This is a genomic window from Nocardia sp. NPDC004654, assembly GCF_040609595.1.
Classification (GTDB): domain Bacteria; phylum Actinomycetota; class Actinomycetes; order Mycobacteriales; family Mycobacteriaceae; genus Nocardia.
On record NZ_JBEXKI010000013.1, the window covers coordinates 37162 to 54186 of the forward strand.

Sequence of the window (17025 nt, forward strand, 5' to 3'; positions counted from 1 at the left end):
GCGCGCTGGGTTGGGCGGCATAGCCGTTCGCCGCGCTGAAGCATGGGTGGCGGCCATCGGCGCAACTGTCGGTCGCGCGCGCATTCGGCGGCCTTCGTTCACGGCTCGGGTCGGATGTTTGCCGCCCGAGGTCGTCGGTAGTGGTCGCCCATCACGCGGCGGTTTCGACGGCGGCTGTTCAGTTCGTTCGGTTGCCGGGTCGTCGGTAGCGCCAGCCTGGCTGCTGGGTTCGGCGGCGCGTGCCTGAAGTCGGGCGGCTCGGCGCGCTCGGTCGTCAGGGGGCGGCCGTCGGGCAACCTCGGTTGGGCGTTGGGCGTTCAGGGTTCGGGTGGCCGATTGGTCGGTGGCTCGTCGGGAGCGCCAGGTCCGCACGCGGTGGGTGCCCCGGGGCCGAGCGCGGTCGCTGGCCGGGCCGGGTCGGTGGTTGGGGCAGGTGGGGCCACCGACAGTCGTGCGCTCGGTGCGGCTGGACGTACTCGGCGCAGCGGTTCGGTCGGGCGGTCCGGCATCCACGGGGAATTCGCGTCGTCCAGGCCGAGGGCCGCGGTGACGTCCGGGAACCAGCGGATGCATTCGGTGCGCAGGGGCAGTTCGGGCTGGAGTTGCGACATCACGCTCACGCCGGCGAGGAAGGTGCGCAGCATGGGGGTGTGTTCGGCGGGCATGGTGAGCTGGCGGATGACGTTGGACAGGCTCAGGTCCACCGTCGCCGAGACCCGTTTGCGCAGCCAGTCGGTGGTCAGGCGGAAGGTCGGGTCGAGCATGGCGTCGCGCATCGGCGCCAGCTGCTCGAGCACGGTGTGGCTGTCCAGCGCGCGGTCCGGTTCGACGTAACCGCGGCGGCGGATCGCGGCCTCTAGGTCGGTCGGGTCGCCGGAGAGGATCGCGCGGGCGATGTCGGTCAGCGCCTCCAGGTAGCCGGGCGGGAACGGCGCGCACGCGCCGAAGTCGACGACCCCCAGTCTGCCGTCGGGCATGATGCGGAAATTGCCGGGATGCGGATCGCCGTACAGCAGACCGGCTTTCGTCGGACCGGAGAGCAGGAAGCGCAGCACGAGCAAACCGATCCGGTCGCGGTCGAACGGCGCGCCCTGCGCGACCATCCGGGACAGCGAGACGCCGTCCAGCCATTCGGTGATCAGCACGTCACCCTGTTGCGCGACCACGTCGGGCACCACGAAATCCGGGTCGTTCGCGTAGGCCGCGGCGAAGCTGCGCTGGTGCGCGGCCTCGATCTCGTAGTCCAGCTCCTCGCCGATGTAGGCGCACAGCGCCTCGATCACCGCGCGCGAATCCGCGCCGGGCAGCAAGGCGGTGAACAGCGGCGCGATCTGGCGCAGCGCCTGTAGATCGCTGAGCACCGCCTCGCGCGCGCCGGGATACATCACCTTCACCGCCACCCGTCGGCCGTCGTGCCACACCGCGCGGTGCACCTGACCGACCGATGCCGCCGCCGCGTGCCGGTCCTCGAACTCCAGGAACAGCCCGCGCCAGTCCGGACCGAGCTGGGCCGCCAGCGCCGCGTGCACCATCGGGGGCAACATGGCGGGCGCCGAATCCTGCAACTGATTCAGCGCGTCGCGGTACGGCGCGGCGAAATCCGCGGGCAGCGCCAGCTCGTACAGCGACATCAGCTGCCCGAGCTTGGCCACACAGCCTTTGAGCTCGCCGAGCACGTCGAACAGGTGCTGGGCGGTCCGCGCCTGGATCTCGCGGTTCACCTCGTCGGCGGAACGGCCGAGCATGCGTTTGCCCGCGCCCGCGACCCGCCTGCCCGCGAACGCGACCGGTAGACCGGCCAGCTTCGTGGTGCGGGCGAGTCGGCCCGTCGGCGGATCACCGGCGGGCTCGGCGTCGATACGCCTGGGCAGCTTCAGAATTCGACCACCGTTGTCGCGGCGGGCCATGGTCACCTCACTCGCACGCCGAGAAAGACCACCCCTACCCGTGGTCCCGCGTCGACGTTGTGCGTGACAAGGCTACCAACGAGGCCTCAGTGCGCGAGCCGTGCCAGGCGTTGATGCAGTTCTCCAGCCCAGTCGACGACCTCGAGACGCTGGTAGTCGACCCACAGCGCGTCGAAGACGTCGCGACCCTCGGAGATCCAGCCGCCGCGCTTGTCCGCCTCCAGCACGACGCTCATGCCGGTCTCGGTGGCGATGAAGGTGACCTCCAGCTGGTTCAGCCGCGGATAGTGCGGCGAACCGGCGAACTCGATCTCCTGATAGAACGGCAACGTCTGGGGCGTGTTGTGCACCCGGCCCGACTCCACATCGGCGCTGCGCAGGTGAAAACCCAAGCGCTCCACGGCCGCCAGCAGCACGTGCTGTGCGGGCAGCGCGCCGACGCCGATGGGGTCGGTGTCGGCGGCGTCCACCGCGCCGTGGATCTCCACGATCGTGCGCAGCGAGACCACCGTGCCCGGCAGATGCCTGCCGTTGTAGAACGTGATCGGCGTTTCCATCGGCGCGCGCGCCGCGAAACGGAAATCCAGCACCGCGCCGGGCGGCAGGTGCAGCGGACCGTGCACCCCGGTGCGCCCGAACGCGATGTCGCGCAAGCCCTCGTGGTCCTCGTACTCCTGCTCGGCCCTGGTCACGAATTCCACCGCGACCTGCGCGATGTCCTGCCCGACCTGCCCGCCGCGCAGCCGAACCACGCCCTCGACCACCCCGCCCGGCTGCACGCCCGGTGTGAACAACTCGGTCTCGACCTCGGCCCCGCCGACCCCTGCCGCCGCCAACAACTTCTTGAACATGCCCCGCAGTCTCCCCGCCCCGCCTTACCGACACCTTGTCGTTGCCTTGCGCTGTGACCAACGTCATCCGCGGCCCTCGCGGAGGTTCAGCGTCTGCGAGTCGTGTGGAAGCTTTGCGTGGGACATCGGGCCGGGTGGCCGTCGCTACGTGGCTGGGATACTGCGCAGGGCAGCGCTTTTCGAGCTGTGCTCGGCGGATGGTACCGGGGGAGGCGGCATGGAGTACTTGGGTGGCGGTAAGCGTGCTTCCATCGCGTTGCTGCTGGCAGGGACGAGTCTGTGGGGCCTGTTCAGCGCAGGTTTGGCCGTGCTCGGGTCGGGTCGTGCCGGACCGCTGGTGTCCGCGGGCGCGGCCGTTCCGCTGCTCGTCGTCGCCGCTGCCACCGGTGGTCGGCCGCTGCGCGAACTGCGCTCGCATCCGCGGCTCTACCTTCGGCTCGGGTTGCTGGAGGCGGTGAACATCTCGCTGTACGCCGCGGCGTTGTCGATCGGTCCGGTTCCCGTGGTCGTCGCCTTACACCTGACCTCCCCGATCATGTTGCTCGGCGTAGCGGTCGTGCACCGGAAGCGCGCGATGAACGGACGCTTGCTGCTCGAGGCGCTGCTGCTGGCGGCGGCGATCGCCCTGGTGTCGTGGCGACCGGCCGGTGGCGTCGACGCGGGCCGGGCGCTGCTCGGCTGCGTTCTCGCGCTCGGCAGCGCCGCCGCCGTGACCGCGTTGATCATGCTCGTCGCGCGCGAGTCCGCGCACCGCGATCCGACGGCCGCAGCGGGGTGGCAGCTGGCATTCGCGGCGGCGCTGTCCGCACCATTTCTGCTCGGCGGCGCCGAGAGCGGGCAGCGGTTGCTCGTACAACTGCTGCTCGGCGCCGCGTTGCTCGGACCAGGCTTCGCGCTGTACTGGCGTGCGATGCGCCATGTGGACGCGCCCACCGCGGGAGCACTGGGACTCAACGAGGCGGTGGTGGCCTCGATCGTCGTCGCCATCCTGGACCGATCCCAGATCTCACTGCTCACCGTGATCGCGGGCGTGCTCGTCGCGATAGCGGTCTTGCTGGACGTTCGCGAACGGACATAGCGACAGGCCTGCGCCGAAGTGACACCAGTTACCCTCGTCCGCAGAGATTTTCACGTTCGGAGGGGGAACTGTGTCGTACATCGACGACCGCATCGCACTCGCGGCGGACTGGTTCGACAGGAATCTGGTTCGTCACGACGAGAGCTACGCGGGCTGGGGTTGGTCCGCCGACGTGCCACCCAATCCCCAAGACACCGCCGAGGTGGTGTGCGCGCTGAAACGAGTGGGCCGACCAGTGCCGGAGTCGGAGTCCGTGCTCGCACTCGTGCGGCGTGACGTCGTCCGGCACAGCAACCGAGGGGAGTGGGAGTTCCACGCGCCAGTGGATGCGGCATGGCGACTGCGCGCGCTGCGGTGTTTCGAGGCGTCTGCGGCGGACGGCGACGTGCTGGCCTGCCGGAACGCACTGCTCACCGCACAGGATGCCGATACCGGCGGCTGGGCGCTCGCCGACGGCGTCGCCGCTGTGTCGGTGACGGCCACGACCGCGGCGATCCGCGCGCTGGTCGAGCTGGCGACGGACGACGACGAGGCGGCGCGCGCGGCGCTGCGAGGTACTTCCTTCCTGGTGTCCGCGGTGCTCGGCGACGATCCGAGGGTGGCGCCGAACTACGCGTCCGCGCAGATCGCCGGATTGCTCGCGCTGCCCGAGATCACGGGTCTAGGTGGCGCTCGGGTGGAGCGGGCACATCGGTTGGCCTCCGAGCGGGTGCTCGACTGCCTGGAGGTTGGAATCGGCACGCTGGAAGAGGAACAGATCCGCCGCGGCGATGTCGCCCAGACATGGCATCACGCGACACTGCAACTGTCCGTCGCGGCGTTGGCCACCGCGGGGGAACGTTTGGTCTTCCACCCCACGTTCCGCCGGGCGTTCGTCCAGCTCCTCGACTTTCAGCAGCTGTCGCCGATCCACCGGGACCGCGGCGGATTCCGTACCTCCCGGGAAGGTTTCATCACCTCCTACGCGACGGCACAGGCCATCCACGCGCTGGCACAGGTCAGGTCCGAGGTCGGCGAATGGGTAAATCCGGCAACGGTCTTCGACCTGCTGTGCGAACGCAAGGGTATGCACCACACCGATCCGCAGGAAGTCGTCCCGATGGGCAAGCGGCCGATGGTGATGAACAGCCCGGCCGGCGCGGCATTCTTCGCGATGGGGTCGGCGGCCGGGATCACCATCGTGACGCTGGCCCTGCTCTTCTCGAAACCGCTGGGGGAGATAGCGAGCCGCGCATTGGTGGCGTGGGGGACGCTGTTCGTTTTCCTGGGGATCTACGGTTTCGCCGCGACCCGGTTGATCTCGTTGCCGAAGGGGAAGGTGGCCGCGGTCGTGTTCGCCGCTTTCACCGCCATCGTCTTTCCGGTGGTCGCTTTCCTCTTGGCCTAGGCGGAAATGAGAACGGCCCCGGGAGCTTTAAGGCTCCGGGGCCGTTCTCGGGGAGGTCAGCTGGCGGCGGTGTCGGGGATGCGGGCGGCTTCGGGCTTCGAGCCGGAGGGGACGCCCTTGAGGCTGTGGGCGTAGACGTCGACGTATTCCTGGCCGCTCAGTCGCATGAGTTCGTACATGACTTCGTCGGTGACCGCGCGTTCGACGAAGCGGTTGCCGCTCATGCCCTCGTAGCGGGAGAAGTCGATGGGGGCGCCGTACTTGATGGTCACCTTGCGGCGGCGCCACTTGAAGGGGCCGGGCGGGGAGACCTCGTTGGTGCCGATGACCGCGACGGGGATGACGGGCACGCCGGTTTCGAGCGCGAGCCGGGCCAGGCCGGTCTTGCCCTTGTAGAGGCGGCCGTCGGGGGACCGGGTGCCCTCGGGGTAGAGGCCGACCAGGCGACCCTCGTCGAGCAGCTTGCGCGCGGCGTTCAGCGCGTCTTCGGCGGCGGAGGCGCCGCTGCGGTCGATCGGGTACTGGCCGGTGCCGCTGAAGAAGAACTTCTGCAGGCGACCCTTGAAGCCGGGAGTGGTGAAGTACTCGGCCTTGGCGAGGTAGTTGATGCGCCGCGGGCTCGATAGCGGAGCGAACAGCCAGTCGGCGAAGGATAGGTGATTACCCGCCATGATGGCCGGCCCGTGCGCCGGGATGTTCTCCACGCCTTCTACGGTCGGCCGATTGTAGAGGCGAATGAAGGGTCCCACGAGCACGAACTTCAGCAGCCAGTAGAACATGACGTCCTTCCCCCGGGACCGGGATAGTAGCGGGCAACCTGCGTCAGTTGCCGACTTTACCGCTGGCTGGAGATCACATCCAATTACAGCGGTGTATCTCACCACAATCGGGCCGAAGCGGCTCTCGAAGGTCCCTCCGCCACCGATTGATTCGAACGGGTGTGCCCTTGGGCACCGAAGTCAGCGCCCGCTGCGCGCGACGCGCGACGGCCGCCGCCCCGGCTCGTCGAGCACCGCGCGGGCCAGTTCGGCGGCGCCGATCATGCCCGCCGCTTCGCCGAGCTGGGTGGTGCGAATGCGAGCCAGCGGTCGGTGGCCCGCGCCGGTGAGGGCGCGGGCGTACTCCTCGCGCGCCTCGTCGAGGAACAGCGGAGCCGAACTGCTCACCCCACCCGCGATGACGACCAGATCGGGATCGAAGATGTCGCTGACGAACGCGAGCCCGAGCCCCAGCCAGCGCGCGAAATCGGCCATCGCGGCGAGCGCGACCGGATCGCCGTCCTGGGCAGCGCCCGCCACCCGACGACCCGTCAGCGAACCGGGATCGCGGTAGACCTCCCTGGCCAGCACCGTCGAGCGCCCGGGGTCGGTGGCCAGCAGTTCGATCGCGGTGTCGGCGAGCGCCGTTCCGCTGCAATACCTTTCCCAGCATCCGTGCTTGCCGCACGGGCAGACCCGTCCCTGCGGCACCACCTGTAGATGACCGAGTTCCGGCGCGACGCCGTGCGAGCCGCGATAGAGCTTGCCCTCGATGAGCAGCGCCGCCCCGATGCCGGTGCCGATCGCGACGAGCACCACGTTGTGCCCGCCCGCCGCCGCGCCGAACCGGTACTCGGCCCACGCCGCGGCGTTGGCGTCGTGCTCGAGGATGACCGGCAGGTCGAGGCGCTCGCCGAGCCGCGCCGCGACGGGCGCGTCCTGCCAGGGCAGGTGCGGCGCGAACCGGACGGTGGAGCGATCGTCGTTGATGAAACCGGCGACGGCCAGACCGACCGCGCCGATCGGGTGGCGGCGGCACAGCTCGCGCACGGCGCGGTCGAGCGCGTCCTCCAGCGCGCGTGCGCTGTGCGGGGTCGGCGACTGCACGGTGTCGAGCACCTCGCCGTCGCCGTCCACCACCGAGGCGCGAATGTTGGTGCCGCCGACGTCGATACCGACGGTCAGCGGGAGCGCGGCTGCCACCTGGTGTGTCATGCCTTGATCGTCACGGGGATACCGACGTATCCGGACCGTTTGCTCCGGGCGGAGGAAGGCGCGTCGGACGACAGCGGTGTGTTGGTGCGCTGGTCGGGCGGTGCGCCGGAGCTGTCGCTGCGCCCGTCGTCGGAGCGAGCGGCGTCGTTGCGCGGACCGCTCGAGTGGGCCTCGTCGCTGTGTCGATTTCCGGAGCGGGACGCCGCGCCTCGGACGTCGCCCGCCTTGTTCTCCCGGCCACCGACGGAAACATGCGCGCCGCTCGACCGCGACGCATCGCCGTGCCGGTGACCGTCCCGCGATGTAGCCGTGCTCCGGCCATCCGAGGGGGACCCGGCGTCGTGTCGATCGGCCGCGCCCGTGCGCTGGTGAGCCGAACGGTGAGCCGCACCCGATCGACCGTCCCCGGCGCCGCGCCGCGCATCCGACCGCGTCCCATCACCGCCCCCCGGATGACGATGCCCCACATCGGTTTCCGCATCCTCGTCGTCCGGCAGCAGCGGATCCACCGGCACCCCGGCCAGCGCCTCGCGCAGCACCGTGACGATGGCGGTGCCGTGATCGGCGATGGCCGCGACCACGTCGTGGTGTTCCCCGCGCACCAGCGCCGCGGCCGCGCAGATCGGGCACCAGCTGCACGCCGACCAGTCCGGCTGACCCTGCGCCGCGCTGCGCCGCAGCACCGGCTCGACGCGTTCGAGCACCGCTTCCGCCAGCAGCTTGAGTTCCTCGGCGAATTCGCTGAATCCGTCGCCGACCGGCATCTCACGCTCCATCTCAGCGGCCCTCGGACGTCATCGGCCACACGTCCGGGTCCGGGCGGAATCGCACGACCAGGTAGCCACTGTCGAGTTCGGCGTCGTCGACCGTGCACCGCCGCAATACCGGCGCCAGGCGCAACCGGCGCCGCACACCGTCCGCTCCCACGATCAAATCGTCCTCCACTCGTCCCAGTCGCAGCGTCGCCGGATCGACGACGGGCAGGTGCATCCGCATCGCGTACACCGAATGCAGACCCGTGCCCGACTCCAATCGAACCACCGGTTCACCGGAACGTGTGCGAACCTCCGCCGGATTGTCGCCCAGCATAGGTGCAGTCTCGGTGTCCGACGCGACGGAACCGACGCCGAAGGACAGCGCCTGCAGCGACCCGAGACCCACCGGTTCCGCGCCGGTGTGCTGGGCGATCAGCACCGGAATGTCGCGCATGGCCTTGCCGAGCGCCTCGATCACGTCGAACTGCTCGGCCCTGCGGTTGTGATACCAGTGCACCGCGGGATGCGCCTCCTCGGCCGGGCCGGTCGGTTCGGGCATCGGCGGCAGCACCTTGTTGACGATCACCGCGTCCAGCCGCAGTCCGAGCAACGCGGTCGCCGAACGCACCCGCCCGGACTCGGCGAGGGCGACCCGCTCGGCGACGGTGACCAGTCGCGCGCCGGTGCGGTCGTGGTCGGCGAGCAGGTCGCGCACTGCGCCGACGGCCTTGACGATCCGGTCCACGGTGGCGGCGAGCACCGCCTTGCGCAGGTCGGTGCCGATGGTGCTCATCGCCCGCGCGTGCGGGGGCCAGATGCGTTCCAGGTAGCCGAGCAGGGTGTCGGGCGCGGTGACGATGCGCAGCATGTCCGCCGAGGGTGGGCAGTCCACGACGACGACGTCCCACTCGTCGTCGTCGGCGAACTGGGCGATCTCCACCAGCATCAGCAGTTCCTGCACGCCGGGCAGGCCGGTCAGCTCGGCGGGGTCGAGCGCGGCCAGATCGATGCCGTGGTCGTGGGTATGGGCGCCGCCCGCCGACAGCATGCGGGTCACCTCGCGGAACCGATCCTCCAGCAGCGCCAGGGAATCCACCTCGATGACGTCGAGTCCCGGCAGCACCCTGGTGATTCCGGTGACCGTGCCCGGATCGTGCGGGAAACGGAAACCGAGCGCGTCGCCGAGCGAATGCGCCTGATCGAGTGAGGCCAGCAGGACAGTCTGCCCGGCGCGGGCGTAGGACATGGCGGTGGCGCACGCCAGGGTCGTCTTGCCGACGCCGCCTTTGCCGACGAACAGCTCGAGCCGGGTCCGCTCGCCGGGCTTGCGCTGCCCGGTCAGCCTTCGACCCGTTTCTTCAGTTCCTTCAGCGCGGTATCGGTGATGACCTTCTCGGCCTTGCGCTTGAACATGCCGATCATCGGGATGTTGAGATCCACGGTGAGTTCGTAGATCACCTGGGTGCTTCCGTCGGGCTGGTCGACGAGTTCGTAGGTCCCGTCCTGCGCCTTCTGCAGATCACCGCTGATCAGCTTCCAGCTGACCGCCTTGTCGTCGGCGCGCCAGGTGTAGGTCAGCACGTAAGTGTCCTTGACGACGCCCGCGTCGAGCACGAAGCGGGCGGTGCGCGCCCGGCCGTCCGCGCCCTTGTCCAGCACCTCGACGGACTTCGCCGCCGAGACCCACTCCGGGTAGGACTCCAGGTCGGCGATGACGGCCATCACCCGCTGCGAGGGGGCCTCGATGAGGATCGACCTCTGGGTCCGGTCGGCCATGGTGGTCAACGGTTCCTTTCGGTGTTGAGTGGCCGCGCGGGCGCGGCCTGCGTGCCGCCCGTCCTCAGGCTGCGGGTGTCGCGGCGGGCGTCACCCCGGCCGGGCGGCCCGCCTCGAGCCGCGCCTTGATCTCGAAGGACATGTTCTTGCCCGCGACTCGGCGGACCCGGTTGGCGGCGAGCAACTCGCGCGGCGACATCCGTTCGGCGCCCTGCGGTTCGCAGTGCAGGAAGTAGTGCAGGATCACCCCGTCCAGCGAGGGTTCCAGCCACACCTCCATGCTGCCCGTCAGCGCTCCGGACACCGACCAGCGAATTCCCTTGTCGCCGCGGTCCTCCCGCACCTCGAGGGTGAGATCCGGCCACCACTGGCGCCATCTGTTCGGACCATCGAGCACTTCGGCGACCGCCGCGCCCGAGGCGGCGACGAACGTCTGGTCCGCGACCTGAATGCTGCTCACACCGCTGAGCGTAGTTGATCGGGGTTCGCTCAGCGGAGGAGGTGGCGGAGGCGCGCGCCGAGGGTGTCCCAGCGCCAGTTCTGCTCCACCCACGCGCGTCCCGCGGCGCCCATGGCCGCGGCGGCGTCGCGGTCGGCGAGGATGTCGACGAGCGCGTCGGCGATCTCGGTGACCTTGCGTCCGTCCACCACTCGGCCGGTCTTGCCCTCCAGCACGGTTTCCGGCGCACCGCCGGAGCGACCCGCGACCACCGGGACGCCCGTGGCCGAGGCCTCCAGGTAGACGATGCCGAGACCTTCGACGTCGAGTCCGGCGCCGCGGGTGCGGCACGGCATGGCGAAGACGTCGGCGATGGTGTGGTGCGCGGCGAGTTCGGCCGACGGGACCCGGCCGGTGAAGACCACGCTGTCGCTCACCTCGAGCGCGGCCGCCAGACCGCGCAACTTGTCCTCGTAGGGTCCGCCGCCCGCGATGACCAGCACCGCGCCGTCGACACGATCGCGGATCTCGCGCATCGCCGCGATCAGCACGTCCTGGCCTTTGCGCGGGACGAGCCGGGAGAGGCACAGGATGGTCGGGCGATCGCCGAGCCCGTAGCGCTCGCGCAGTTCGGCGCGGGCCGCGGGATCGGGACGGAACGTCTCGGTGTCGACGCCCGGCGGCAGGTATTCCAGCGCCGCGCCGGCGCCGAAGGCCGAGGCGAACCGGCCCCGGGTGTACTTGCTGACGTAGGTGACGACGTCGGTGTGGTCGCCGATCGCGCGCAGCGCCTGTCTCGCGCCCGGCAGCATCGACCAGCCGACCTCGTGTCCGTGCGTGCTGGCCAGGATTCGCTCGGCGCCCGCCCGGCGCAGCCGTGGTGAGAGCAGGGCGAGCGGCGCCGCCGCGCCGAACCAGACGGTGTCGCACTTCTCGTCGCGCAGCAGCCGCGCGGCCCGGCGCAGGACCAGCGGCGTCGGCAGCATCAGGGTGGTGGGATGGCGTACCACCTGGAACTTCTGCTTGGCATCGAACTTCAGGTGCGAGTCACCGCGCCAGCGCGGCGCGTAGACCACCAGATCGTCGGGCGGCAGCTCGCCGACGAGCGTCTGCAGATACGACTGGATACCGCCCGGCCGCGGCGGGAAATCATTGGTAACCAGCAGAGTTCGGGCCATGGGGACAACCTACTTGGTGCGATCGGCTCGCCGCCGATCCGGTCGGGCTGCGCGGGGGCCTGCTCACATGGCCTGAGCGGAGAGCCAAGCGCGCCAGTCCGCGACGAAATCGGCGCGCCCGACGCCGAGCACCTCGCGCAGCACGCGATCCTCGCCCGCGGCGTCGAGACGGTCCGCGGCGATGCGCCGGTAGAGCTCGACGAGGCGGTGTTCGTCGTACTTCTCGGCGACGAACGCGGAGACCGTCCAGGCCTCCTCGTAGGCGGCGACGGCAGTGCCACCGGCGAACGCGGTGTCCCGCGGCAGGTCGGCGGGCAGCGTCCCGGCGCGCAGTGCGGCGACCACCGTCGGCGCGATGTCGGCGAAGGCGTGGCCCTCGCCGCGGTGGGCGGCGTACTCGGCGAAGCCCTCCAGCATCCACTGCGGAGCGCCGTCGGCGGTCACGGCGCGGGCCGCGATATGCGTCAGTTCGTGGCGCAGCAGCGTGCGCAATCCGGCGGGGGACAGGCGCCGACCCGCGTCTGGGCTGAAAACCACTCGCTGACCGGTCGGTTGGCTGCCCCGCACGAACGGATCGGCCACCGAGGCCGCGGCGACCTCTTCGGGCATGTCGGCTCCCGCGCGCACCAGCGCGGCGAACTCCGACGGATTGGCGGCGACCAGGACGAGCGCCGACTGCGCCCAGTCCGGTCCCCACAGTTCGGTGATCGCGGCCGTGGCGTCGGGCAGCTCGCGCGCGAGAATCTCGAGCTCGGCGCGGTGACCGGGGTGGCCGACCACCAGCGACTCCGTGCCGTCACCGCCGGGGACGCGCAGCGTTTCGATCGGCCCGAACGGTTCCAGGGTGCGGCGCACCGCGGCCAGGCGCGGGTCGTCGGCGGGCGCTTGCCCCAAGCTCTCGGTGGAGACGTGCTGGGCCGCGCGGATTTTCGGCATCGCCCACTTGGGCGCCATCGCCAGTGCGCAGCAGGTGCCCGTCAACAAGGTGATCATCGCGATGGTGAGAACGAACTGACACCGCCCCTTGGCCATGCACCAGCCGCGTGCCCGTCGCCAACCCTCCATAGCGGATCAGTATCGCCTAGCGGAGTGGAACGGTGTCGTCCCCATGGGCGCTACGGCCACCGGCACGCCGAAAGTGGAGGCGTGCAACATGAGTCCGTTGCCCGCGTAGATGCCGACATGCGAGATGTCGGAGTAGAAGAACACCACGTCGCCGGGCTGCATGTTCTCCTTCGACACCGGCGTGCCGTAGGACGCCTGCGCGGAACTGGTGCGCGGCACGTTCTTGCCGACCTGTTTGAACGCCCACTGCACCAGGCCCGAGCAGTCGAACTGGTCCGGTCCGGTCGCGCCCCAGACGTACGGGTCGCCGACGCGGGTGAGCCCGGCGGCCAGCGCGCTGGTTCCGCTGCCGGGAACCAGTCCTTGCAGCAACGTGTCCCGATCGAAACCGGGCGGGAACGGCGATCCGGCCAGCGCGGACCTGTCCTTGACGGACAGCGAGCTCCACGCCTCGATCACCTGGGCGATCGCGCCGCCCAGCTCGCTGCGCTTGCGCTCCAGATCGGCGCGCACCTGCTCGGCCTTCTCGGCGGCGCCGCGGGCCGCGTCGGCGGCGGCGCGTGCGGCGGACTCGGCGGTCTCGGCCGCGTCGGTCGCCTTCTTGAACTCTTTGAGCTGATCGGCGGTCTGCGCGCTGAGCACGTCCAGCGTGGACATCTGGTCGAGCAGCTGCTGCGGCGAATCGCTGACCAGGACGGCGTACATGCGGTTGGTACGCGCGCCGGTATAAGTGGCGATCGCGGTGCGGTCGATGACCGGCTGGAACTTGCGGACCTCGGCGCGGGCGGCGTCGGCGACCTCGGTGGTCGCGGCCAGCTTCGCGTCGGCTTCCTCTTGCACCGCGAGTTTGGCGTCGAGTTCGTCCTGGGCGCTCAGCGCCTGCTGATTGAGTTGCTCGGACTGACGCGAGAGATCGATCATCCGCTGCACCGCCTCGCTCGCGGTGCCCGGCAGTGCCACGGGATCGGCGACCGCGGGACCGCTCGCGTAGAGGGCCGTGGCCAGCACTCCCGCCGCCAGTACTCCACTCACCAGACGATTGGTGCGCGGTCTCCGGTGACCAGCAGCCACTGGCGTGCCCCGTTCTCTCGTAATGCCGAATCGTGAAATCGAAAGCGACGCTGTCGTCCACACCCCGGTTCGCGGAAACGAGTTCGGCGGCTCCGCAACCCGGGTATGTCTCATTTAGGTTACGAAACGGCAGCGGTCGGTGTCCAGTGGGGAACGAACCGATCACGGCCGCGGGGAGATCGAGCCGGGCCGCGTGGGCGGCCCGGCTCGACTCGGAATCAGAAGCGGCGCGCGCCCGCGACCGGCATGGAGTCCAGCGAGGCGATCATCACCGGGGTGCCGGAGGTGGAGGCGTGGATGATGTTGCCGTCGCCCGCGTACAGACCCGAGTGGCCGCCACCGTAGAACGACACCAGGTCGCCCGGCTGCAGGTCGTTCAGCGAGACCGGGGTGCCGGAGGCCAGCTGGGCGCCGCTGGTGCGCGGGAGCTCCATGCCCGCCTGGCGGTAGGACCACTGCACCAGGCCGGAGCAGTCGAAGGCGTTGGGGCCCGCGGCGCCGTACACGTAAGGGGAGCCGAGCTTGGACATGGCCGCGTCCAGGGCGACCTCGCCGAGGGTCTTCTGCGGCGCGACGAACGGCAGGGGAGCGCCGCCGGGCGGGGTGCCCAGCTGCACGCCCGGGATGTCGGCCGGGATCGGGATCTCGTTCGGAACATCGAACGTTCCCACGCCGGGGATGGTCACCGGCTGAGCCGACGCGGGGGCGGCCGGAAGGAGGAACGCGCCGATGGTGGCAGCGCCGACGGCTCCGGCGGCAACGGCACGCTGCGCCTGTCGCTTGACGGTGTTGGTCGCCATGATGCGGTTACTTCCAATCTGCCCCACGACGCCACACCCGGTGGTGCAGCGGACTGCGTGCTGCCGCTCCGTTCGGTGCGGCGGACTCCGTGAGGTCTCGAAAAGGTTACGAACACATCACGGTGTTTTGTAAAGCCCAGGGCATCCGAAATGGCGATGATCAACAATTTCCGCCAGGCATATCTGCGAGGTATCTCACACCAATCACGAAACGATAACGAGGGCCGGTTATCGGCGGGCGTCCATGTCGCTACCCTCAGCTGTCCCAGGTGGTGGCCCGGTCCATGCGCGGCGTGCATGACCGTTGTTTTCGCAGGTGAAAGCGCTCACTCTGCTGCTTGACGCGTCCTCCATCCGGGCGGTTGACCAGAGTGGCCCGGCAGTGCCGCAGCATGTCCAGGACGACTGGTCGGCTGTACCGGACACGCCCGGGCGCTGATTCCTTCGCGGCGGAAATGTGATCTGGATCGCTTTTCGGTGATCTAGATCATTTCGGGGGTATCGCAATGAGAACCTCGCGCGAAAAATCGGACGAATGGCGCACGGTTTCGCGCGCCCGGAAGTTGTCGTACCGAGGTCCTACGCTGCTCGCCGTGCCCGACCCCGTGCCGCGCCAGGCCGCCGCCAAGCAGCTGGCCTTCGACGAACTCGATACGCCGCTCTACGACACCACTTTCGTGGTCGTCGACCTGGAGACCACGGGAACCCGCGCGGACGGCGACGCGATCACCGAGATCGGCGCGGTCAAGGTGCGCGGCGGCGAGGTGCTCGGCGAGTTCGCGACGCTGGTGAATCCCGGCAGGGAGATACCGCCCGCGGTCGTGCACGTCACCGGGATCACTACGGCCATGGTCTATGCCGCGCCGCGCATCGAGTCGGTGCTGCCGGGATTCCTCGAGTTCGCGGCGGGCGCGGTGCTCGTCGCGCACAACGCCCGATTCGACATGGCCTTCCTGCGCGCGGCCGCGGCGCGCTGCGAGACCGAGTGGCCCAAGGCGCCGGTGCTGTGCACGGTGAAGCTGGCGCGACGGGTGCTCGGCAGGGACGAGGCGCCCTCGGTCCGGCTCGCGTCGCTGGCCCGGTTGCTCGGTGCGAGCACGCAGCCGACGCACCGCGCACTGGACGACGCGCGCGCCACCGTCGACGTGCTGCACGCGCTGATCGCCCGGGTGGGAAACCAAGGCGTGCACAGCCTCACCGAGCTGATGGACTATCTGCCGGACGTGAGTTCCGGGCAGCGCGCCAAGCGGGTGTTCGCCACCGACCTGCCCGCCGAGCCTGGGGTCTACCTCTTCCGCGGTCCCACCGACGAGGTCCTCTATATAGGCACCACGGTGAATCTGCGTCGCCGCGTACGCAATTACTTCACCGGCTCGGAGACGAGGGGTCGGATGAAGGAGATGGTCGCGCTGGCGACTCGCGTCGACCACGTGGTGTGCGCGCACGCGCTGGAGGCCGGGGTGCGCGAGCTGCGGCTGCTCGTCGCACATGCCCCGCCCTACAACCGGCGCTCGAAGTTCCCCAAGCGGGGATGGTGGATCGCGTTGACCGACGAGCCGTTCCCGCGGTTCGCGATCGTCCGTACGCCGACGCGGGACGCGTTGGGCCCCTTTACTTCTCGGCTGGATGCCGCCGATGTCGCGGCCACCGTCGCCGAGCACGCCGGACTGCGCACCTGCACTGCCCGACTGCCCCGCGGCGGCCGCCACGAATGCCCGCCCGCGGTGGTCGGCGGTTGCCCTGCGGCGACCCCTTCCGGAATCCCTATAGATACAAAGGAATACGCACCCGCTCCCGCCGCGGTGCGCGCGCTGTTTCGCGGCGATTCCGACGCCACTGTGCGGGTGATGCTCGACCGCATCGAAACGCACTCCGCCGCCGAGCATTTCGAGGCCGCCGCGCGCCTGCGCGATCGCACCGTCGCGGTGATCAGGGCGCTGCGGCGCACCCAGCGGCTCGCGGCGGTCGCCCGGATCGCCGAGTTGATCGCCGCGCACCCGGACGGCGCGGGCGGCTGGGAGTTCGCCGTCATCCGCTACGGCCGCCTCGCGGGATCGGGGGTGGCGCGGCGCGGCACGCCGCCGATGGCGATCGTGGAGCAGATCGTCGCGGCTGCGGAGACGGTCGTCCCGGACGGCGCGGGAGGCGCGGGAGGCGCGGATCCGGACGATGCGCCCCCGCTGCGCGGAGCTTCGCCCGAGGAGGCGGGCCTCGTCACGCGCTGGCTGGCGCGGCCCGGCGTGCGGATCGTGCGGACCACGGACGGGTATCACGAGCCGCGCTACGGCGCGGGCCGATGGCTTGGTTGGGCCGAGGTGGCCGACACTGCGGCCAGGACGCGATCGGCCGAGGCGGACTACGCCGAGCGTTAGGCGTAGATGCGCATTCGCTTCGAGCCATGCGCGGTCTGGGGGGCGGCCTGCATCCGACTCGGATGACGGGCGATCAGACCTCCGGGTCCTCGACGCCCGCCGCGAGCAGCTGCACCCACTCGGCGGGTGCCGGGCAGCTCCTCGGGAAACTCGCCGGGGCCGCCCGCCCAGATCAGCGCCCTGGCCTCGGCGAGGTCGCTCAGCGTCGCGCCACCTTCGGTGACCGCCTTTTCGAGCGAGGTCGGCGCGGGCTGGGTGGGGCGCCCGTCGGGCATCCCGGCGCATTCGGCTCCGGCCATGCGCGGTCGGTGGGCGGGCTGCGTCTGGTTGCGTCTGTCAGACGTACTTAGGAATTCGCTCCGGCCGTGGGCTG

16 protein-coding genes are annotated in these 17025 nt (G+C 70.2%); 3 read left to right on the top strand and 13 right to left on the bottom strand.

What is annotated here, in order from left to right; all coding sequences use genetic code 11:
- Window positions 1-317 precede the first annotated feature (317 nt).
- Together ABZV58_RS33515 and ABZV58_RS33520 are read right to left on the bottom strand one after the other, a co-directional pair.
- Entirely contained in the window at window positions 318-1907 is a 1590-nt protein-coding gene (locus ABZV58_RS33515) for an AarF/ABC1/UbiB kinase family protein (RefSeq protein WP_355004203.1), read from the bottom strand.
- Window positions 1908-1993: 86 nt separating this feature from the next.
- Window positions 1994-2758 (bottom strand): sporulation protein, encoded by a 765-nt coding sequence (locus ABZV58_RS33520; protein WP_355004204.1) that lies wholly within the window; start codon window positions 2756-2758, stop codon window positions 1994-1996.
- A 217-nt stretch (window positions 2759-2975) separates the two neighbouring features.
- Between ABZV58_RS33520 and ABZV58_RS33525 the strand changes: the two genes are divergently transcribed.
- Window positions 2976-3836, top strand: coding sequence for a DMT family transporter (locus ABZV58_RS33525; protein WP_355004205.1), 861 nt, complete (start codon window positions 2976-2978; stop codon window positions 3834-3836).
- Between the two features lie 70 nt (window positions 3837-3906).
- Window positions 3907-5223, top strand: coding sequence for a hypothetical protein (locus ABZV58_RS33530; RefSeq protein ID WP_355004206.1), 1317 nt, complete (start codon window positions 3907-3909; stop codon window positions 5221-5223).
- A gap of 56 nt (window positions 5224-5279) precedes the next feature.
- On the opposite strand, the gene ABZV58_RS33535 is transcribed toward ABZV58_RS33530, so the two are convergent.
- The 10 genes from ABZV58_RS33535 to ABZV58_RS33580 form a co-directional block, all read right to left on the bottom strand.
- Window positions 5280-6002, bottom strand: coding sequence for a lysophospholipid acyltransferase family protein (locus ABZV58_RS33535; protein WP_355004207.1), 723 nt, complete (start codon window positions 6000-6002; stop codon window positions 5280-5282).
- Window positions 6003-6182: 180 nt separating this feature from the next.
- Window positions 6183-7196, bottom strand: coding sequence for an ROK family protein (locus ABZV58_RS33540; RefSeq protein WP_355004208.1), 1014 nt, complete (start codon window positions 7194-7196; stop codon window positions 6183-6185).
- A complete protein-coding gene (locus ABZV58_RS33545; protein ID WP_355004209.1) occupies window positions 7193-7960 on the bottom strand; it encodes a hypothetical protein in 768 nt (255 codons plus the stop codon). The genes ABZV58_RS33540 and ABZV58_RS33545 overlap by 4 nt, the downstream gene beginning before the upstream one ends.
- A 13-nt stretch (window positions 7961-7973) precedes the next feature.
- Window positions 7974-9293, bottom strand: coding sequence for an ArsA family ATPase (locus ABZV58_RS33550; RefSeq protein ID WP_355004288.1), 1320 nt, complete (start codon window positions 9291-9293; stop codon window positions 7974-7976).
- Window positions 9290-9727, bottom strand: coding sequence for an SRPBCC family protein (locus tag ABZV58_RS33555; RefSeq protein ID WP_355004210.1), 438 nt, complete (start codon window positions 9725-9727; stop codon window positions 9290-9292). The genes ABZV58_RS33550 and ABZV58_RS33555 overlap by 4 nt, the downstream gene beginning before the upstream one ends.
- A 64-nt stretch (window positions 9728-9791) precedes the next feature.
- Window positions 9792-10187, bottom strand: coding sequence for a polyketide cyclase / dehydrase and lipid transport (locus tag ABZV58_RS33560; protein WP_355004211.1), 396 nt, complete (start codon window positions 10185-10187; stop codon window positions 9792-9794).
- A 29-nt stretch (window positions 10188-10216) separates the two neighbouring features.
- Window positions 10217-11344, bottom strand: coding sequence for a glycosyltransferase family 4 protein (locus tag ABZV58_RS33565; protein WP_355004212.1), 1128 nt, complete (start codon window positions 11342-11344; stop codon window positions 10217-10219).
- A gap of 63 nt (window positions 11345-11407) precedes the next feature.
- On the bottom strand, window positions 11408-12409 hold the full coding sequence (locus ABZV58_RS33570; protein WP_355004213.1) for a hypothetical protein: 1002 nt from the start codon (window positions 12407-12409) through the stop codon (window positions 11408-11410).
- A 6-nt stretch (window positions 12410-12415) separates the two neighbouring features.
- Window positions 12416-13441, bottom strand: coding sequence for an NlpC/P60 family protein (locus ABZV58_RS33575; RefSeq protein ID WP_355004214.1), 1026 nt, complete (start codon window positions 13439-13441; stop codon window positions 12416-12418).
- 257 nt (window positions 13442-13698) lie between these two features.
- Complete coding sequence (locus tag ABZV58_RS33580; protein ID WP_355004215.1) at window positions 13699-14280, bottom strand: C40 family peptidase; 582 nt, start codon at window positions 14278-14280, stop codon at window positions 13699-13701.
- A 593-nt stretch (window positions 14281-14873) separates the two neighbouring features.
- Here ABZV58_RS33580 and ABZV58_RS33585 point away from each other — a divergent pair.
- Complete coding sequence (locus ABZV58_RS33585) at window positions 14874-16652, top strand: DEDD exonuclease domain-containing protein (RefSeq protein ID WP_355004216.1); 1779 nt, start codon at window positions 14874-14876, stop codon at window positions 16650-16652.
- Here the strand turns inward: ABZV58_RS33585 and ABZV58_RS33590 are convergent.
- Window positions 16649-16927 carry a hypothetical protein gene (locus tag ABZV58_RS33590; protein ID WP_355004217.1) on the bottom strand — a complete coding sequence of 93 codons (279 nt, stop codon included), beginning with the start codon at window positions 16925-16927 and terminating at the stop codon, window positions 16649-16651. The two genes, ABZV58_RS33585 and ABZV58_RS33590, sit on opposite strands and share 4 nt — an antisense overlap.
- Window positions 16928-17025: the final 98 nt, after the last annotated feature.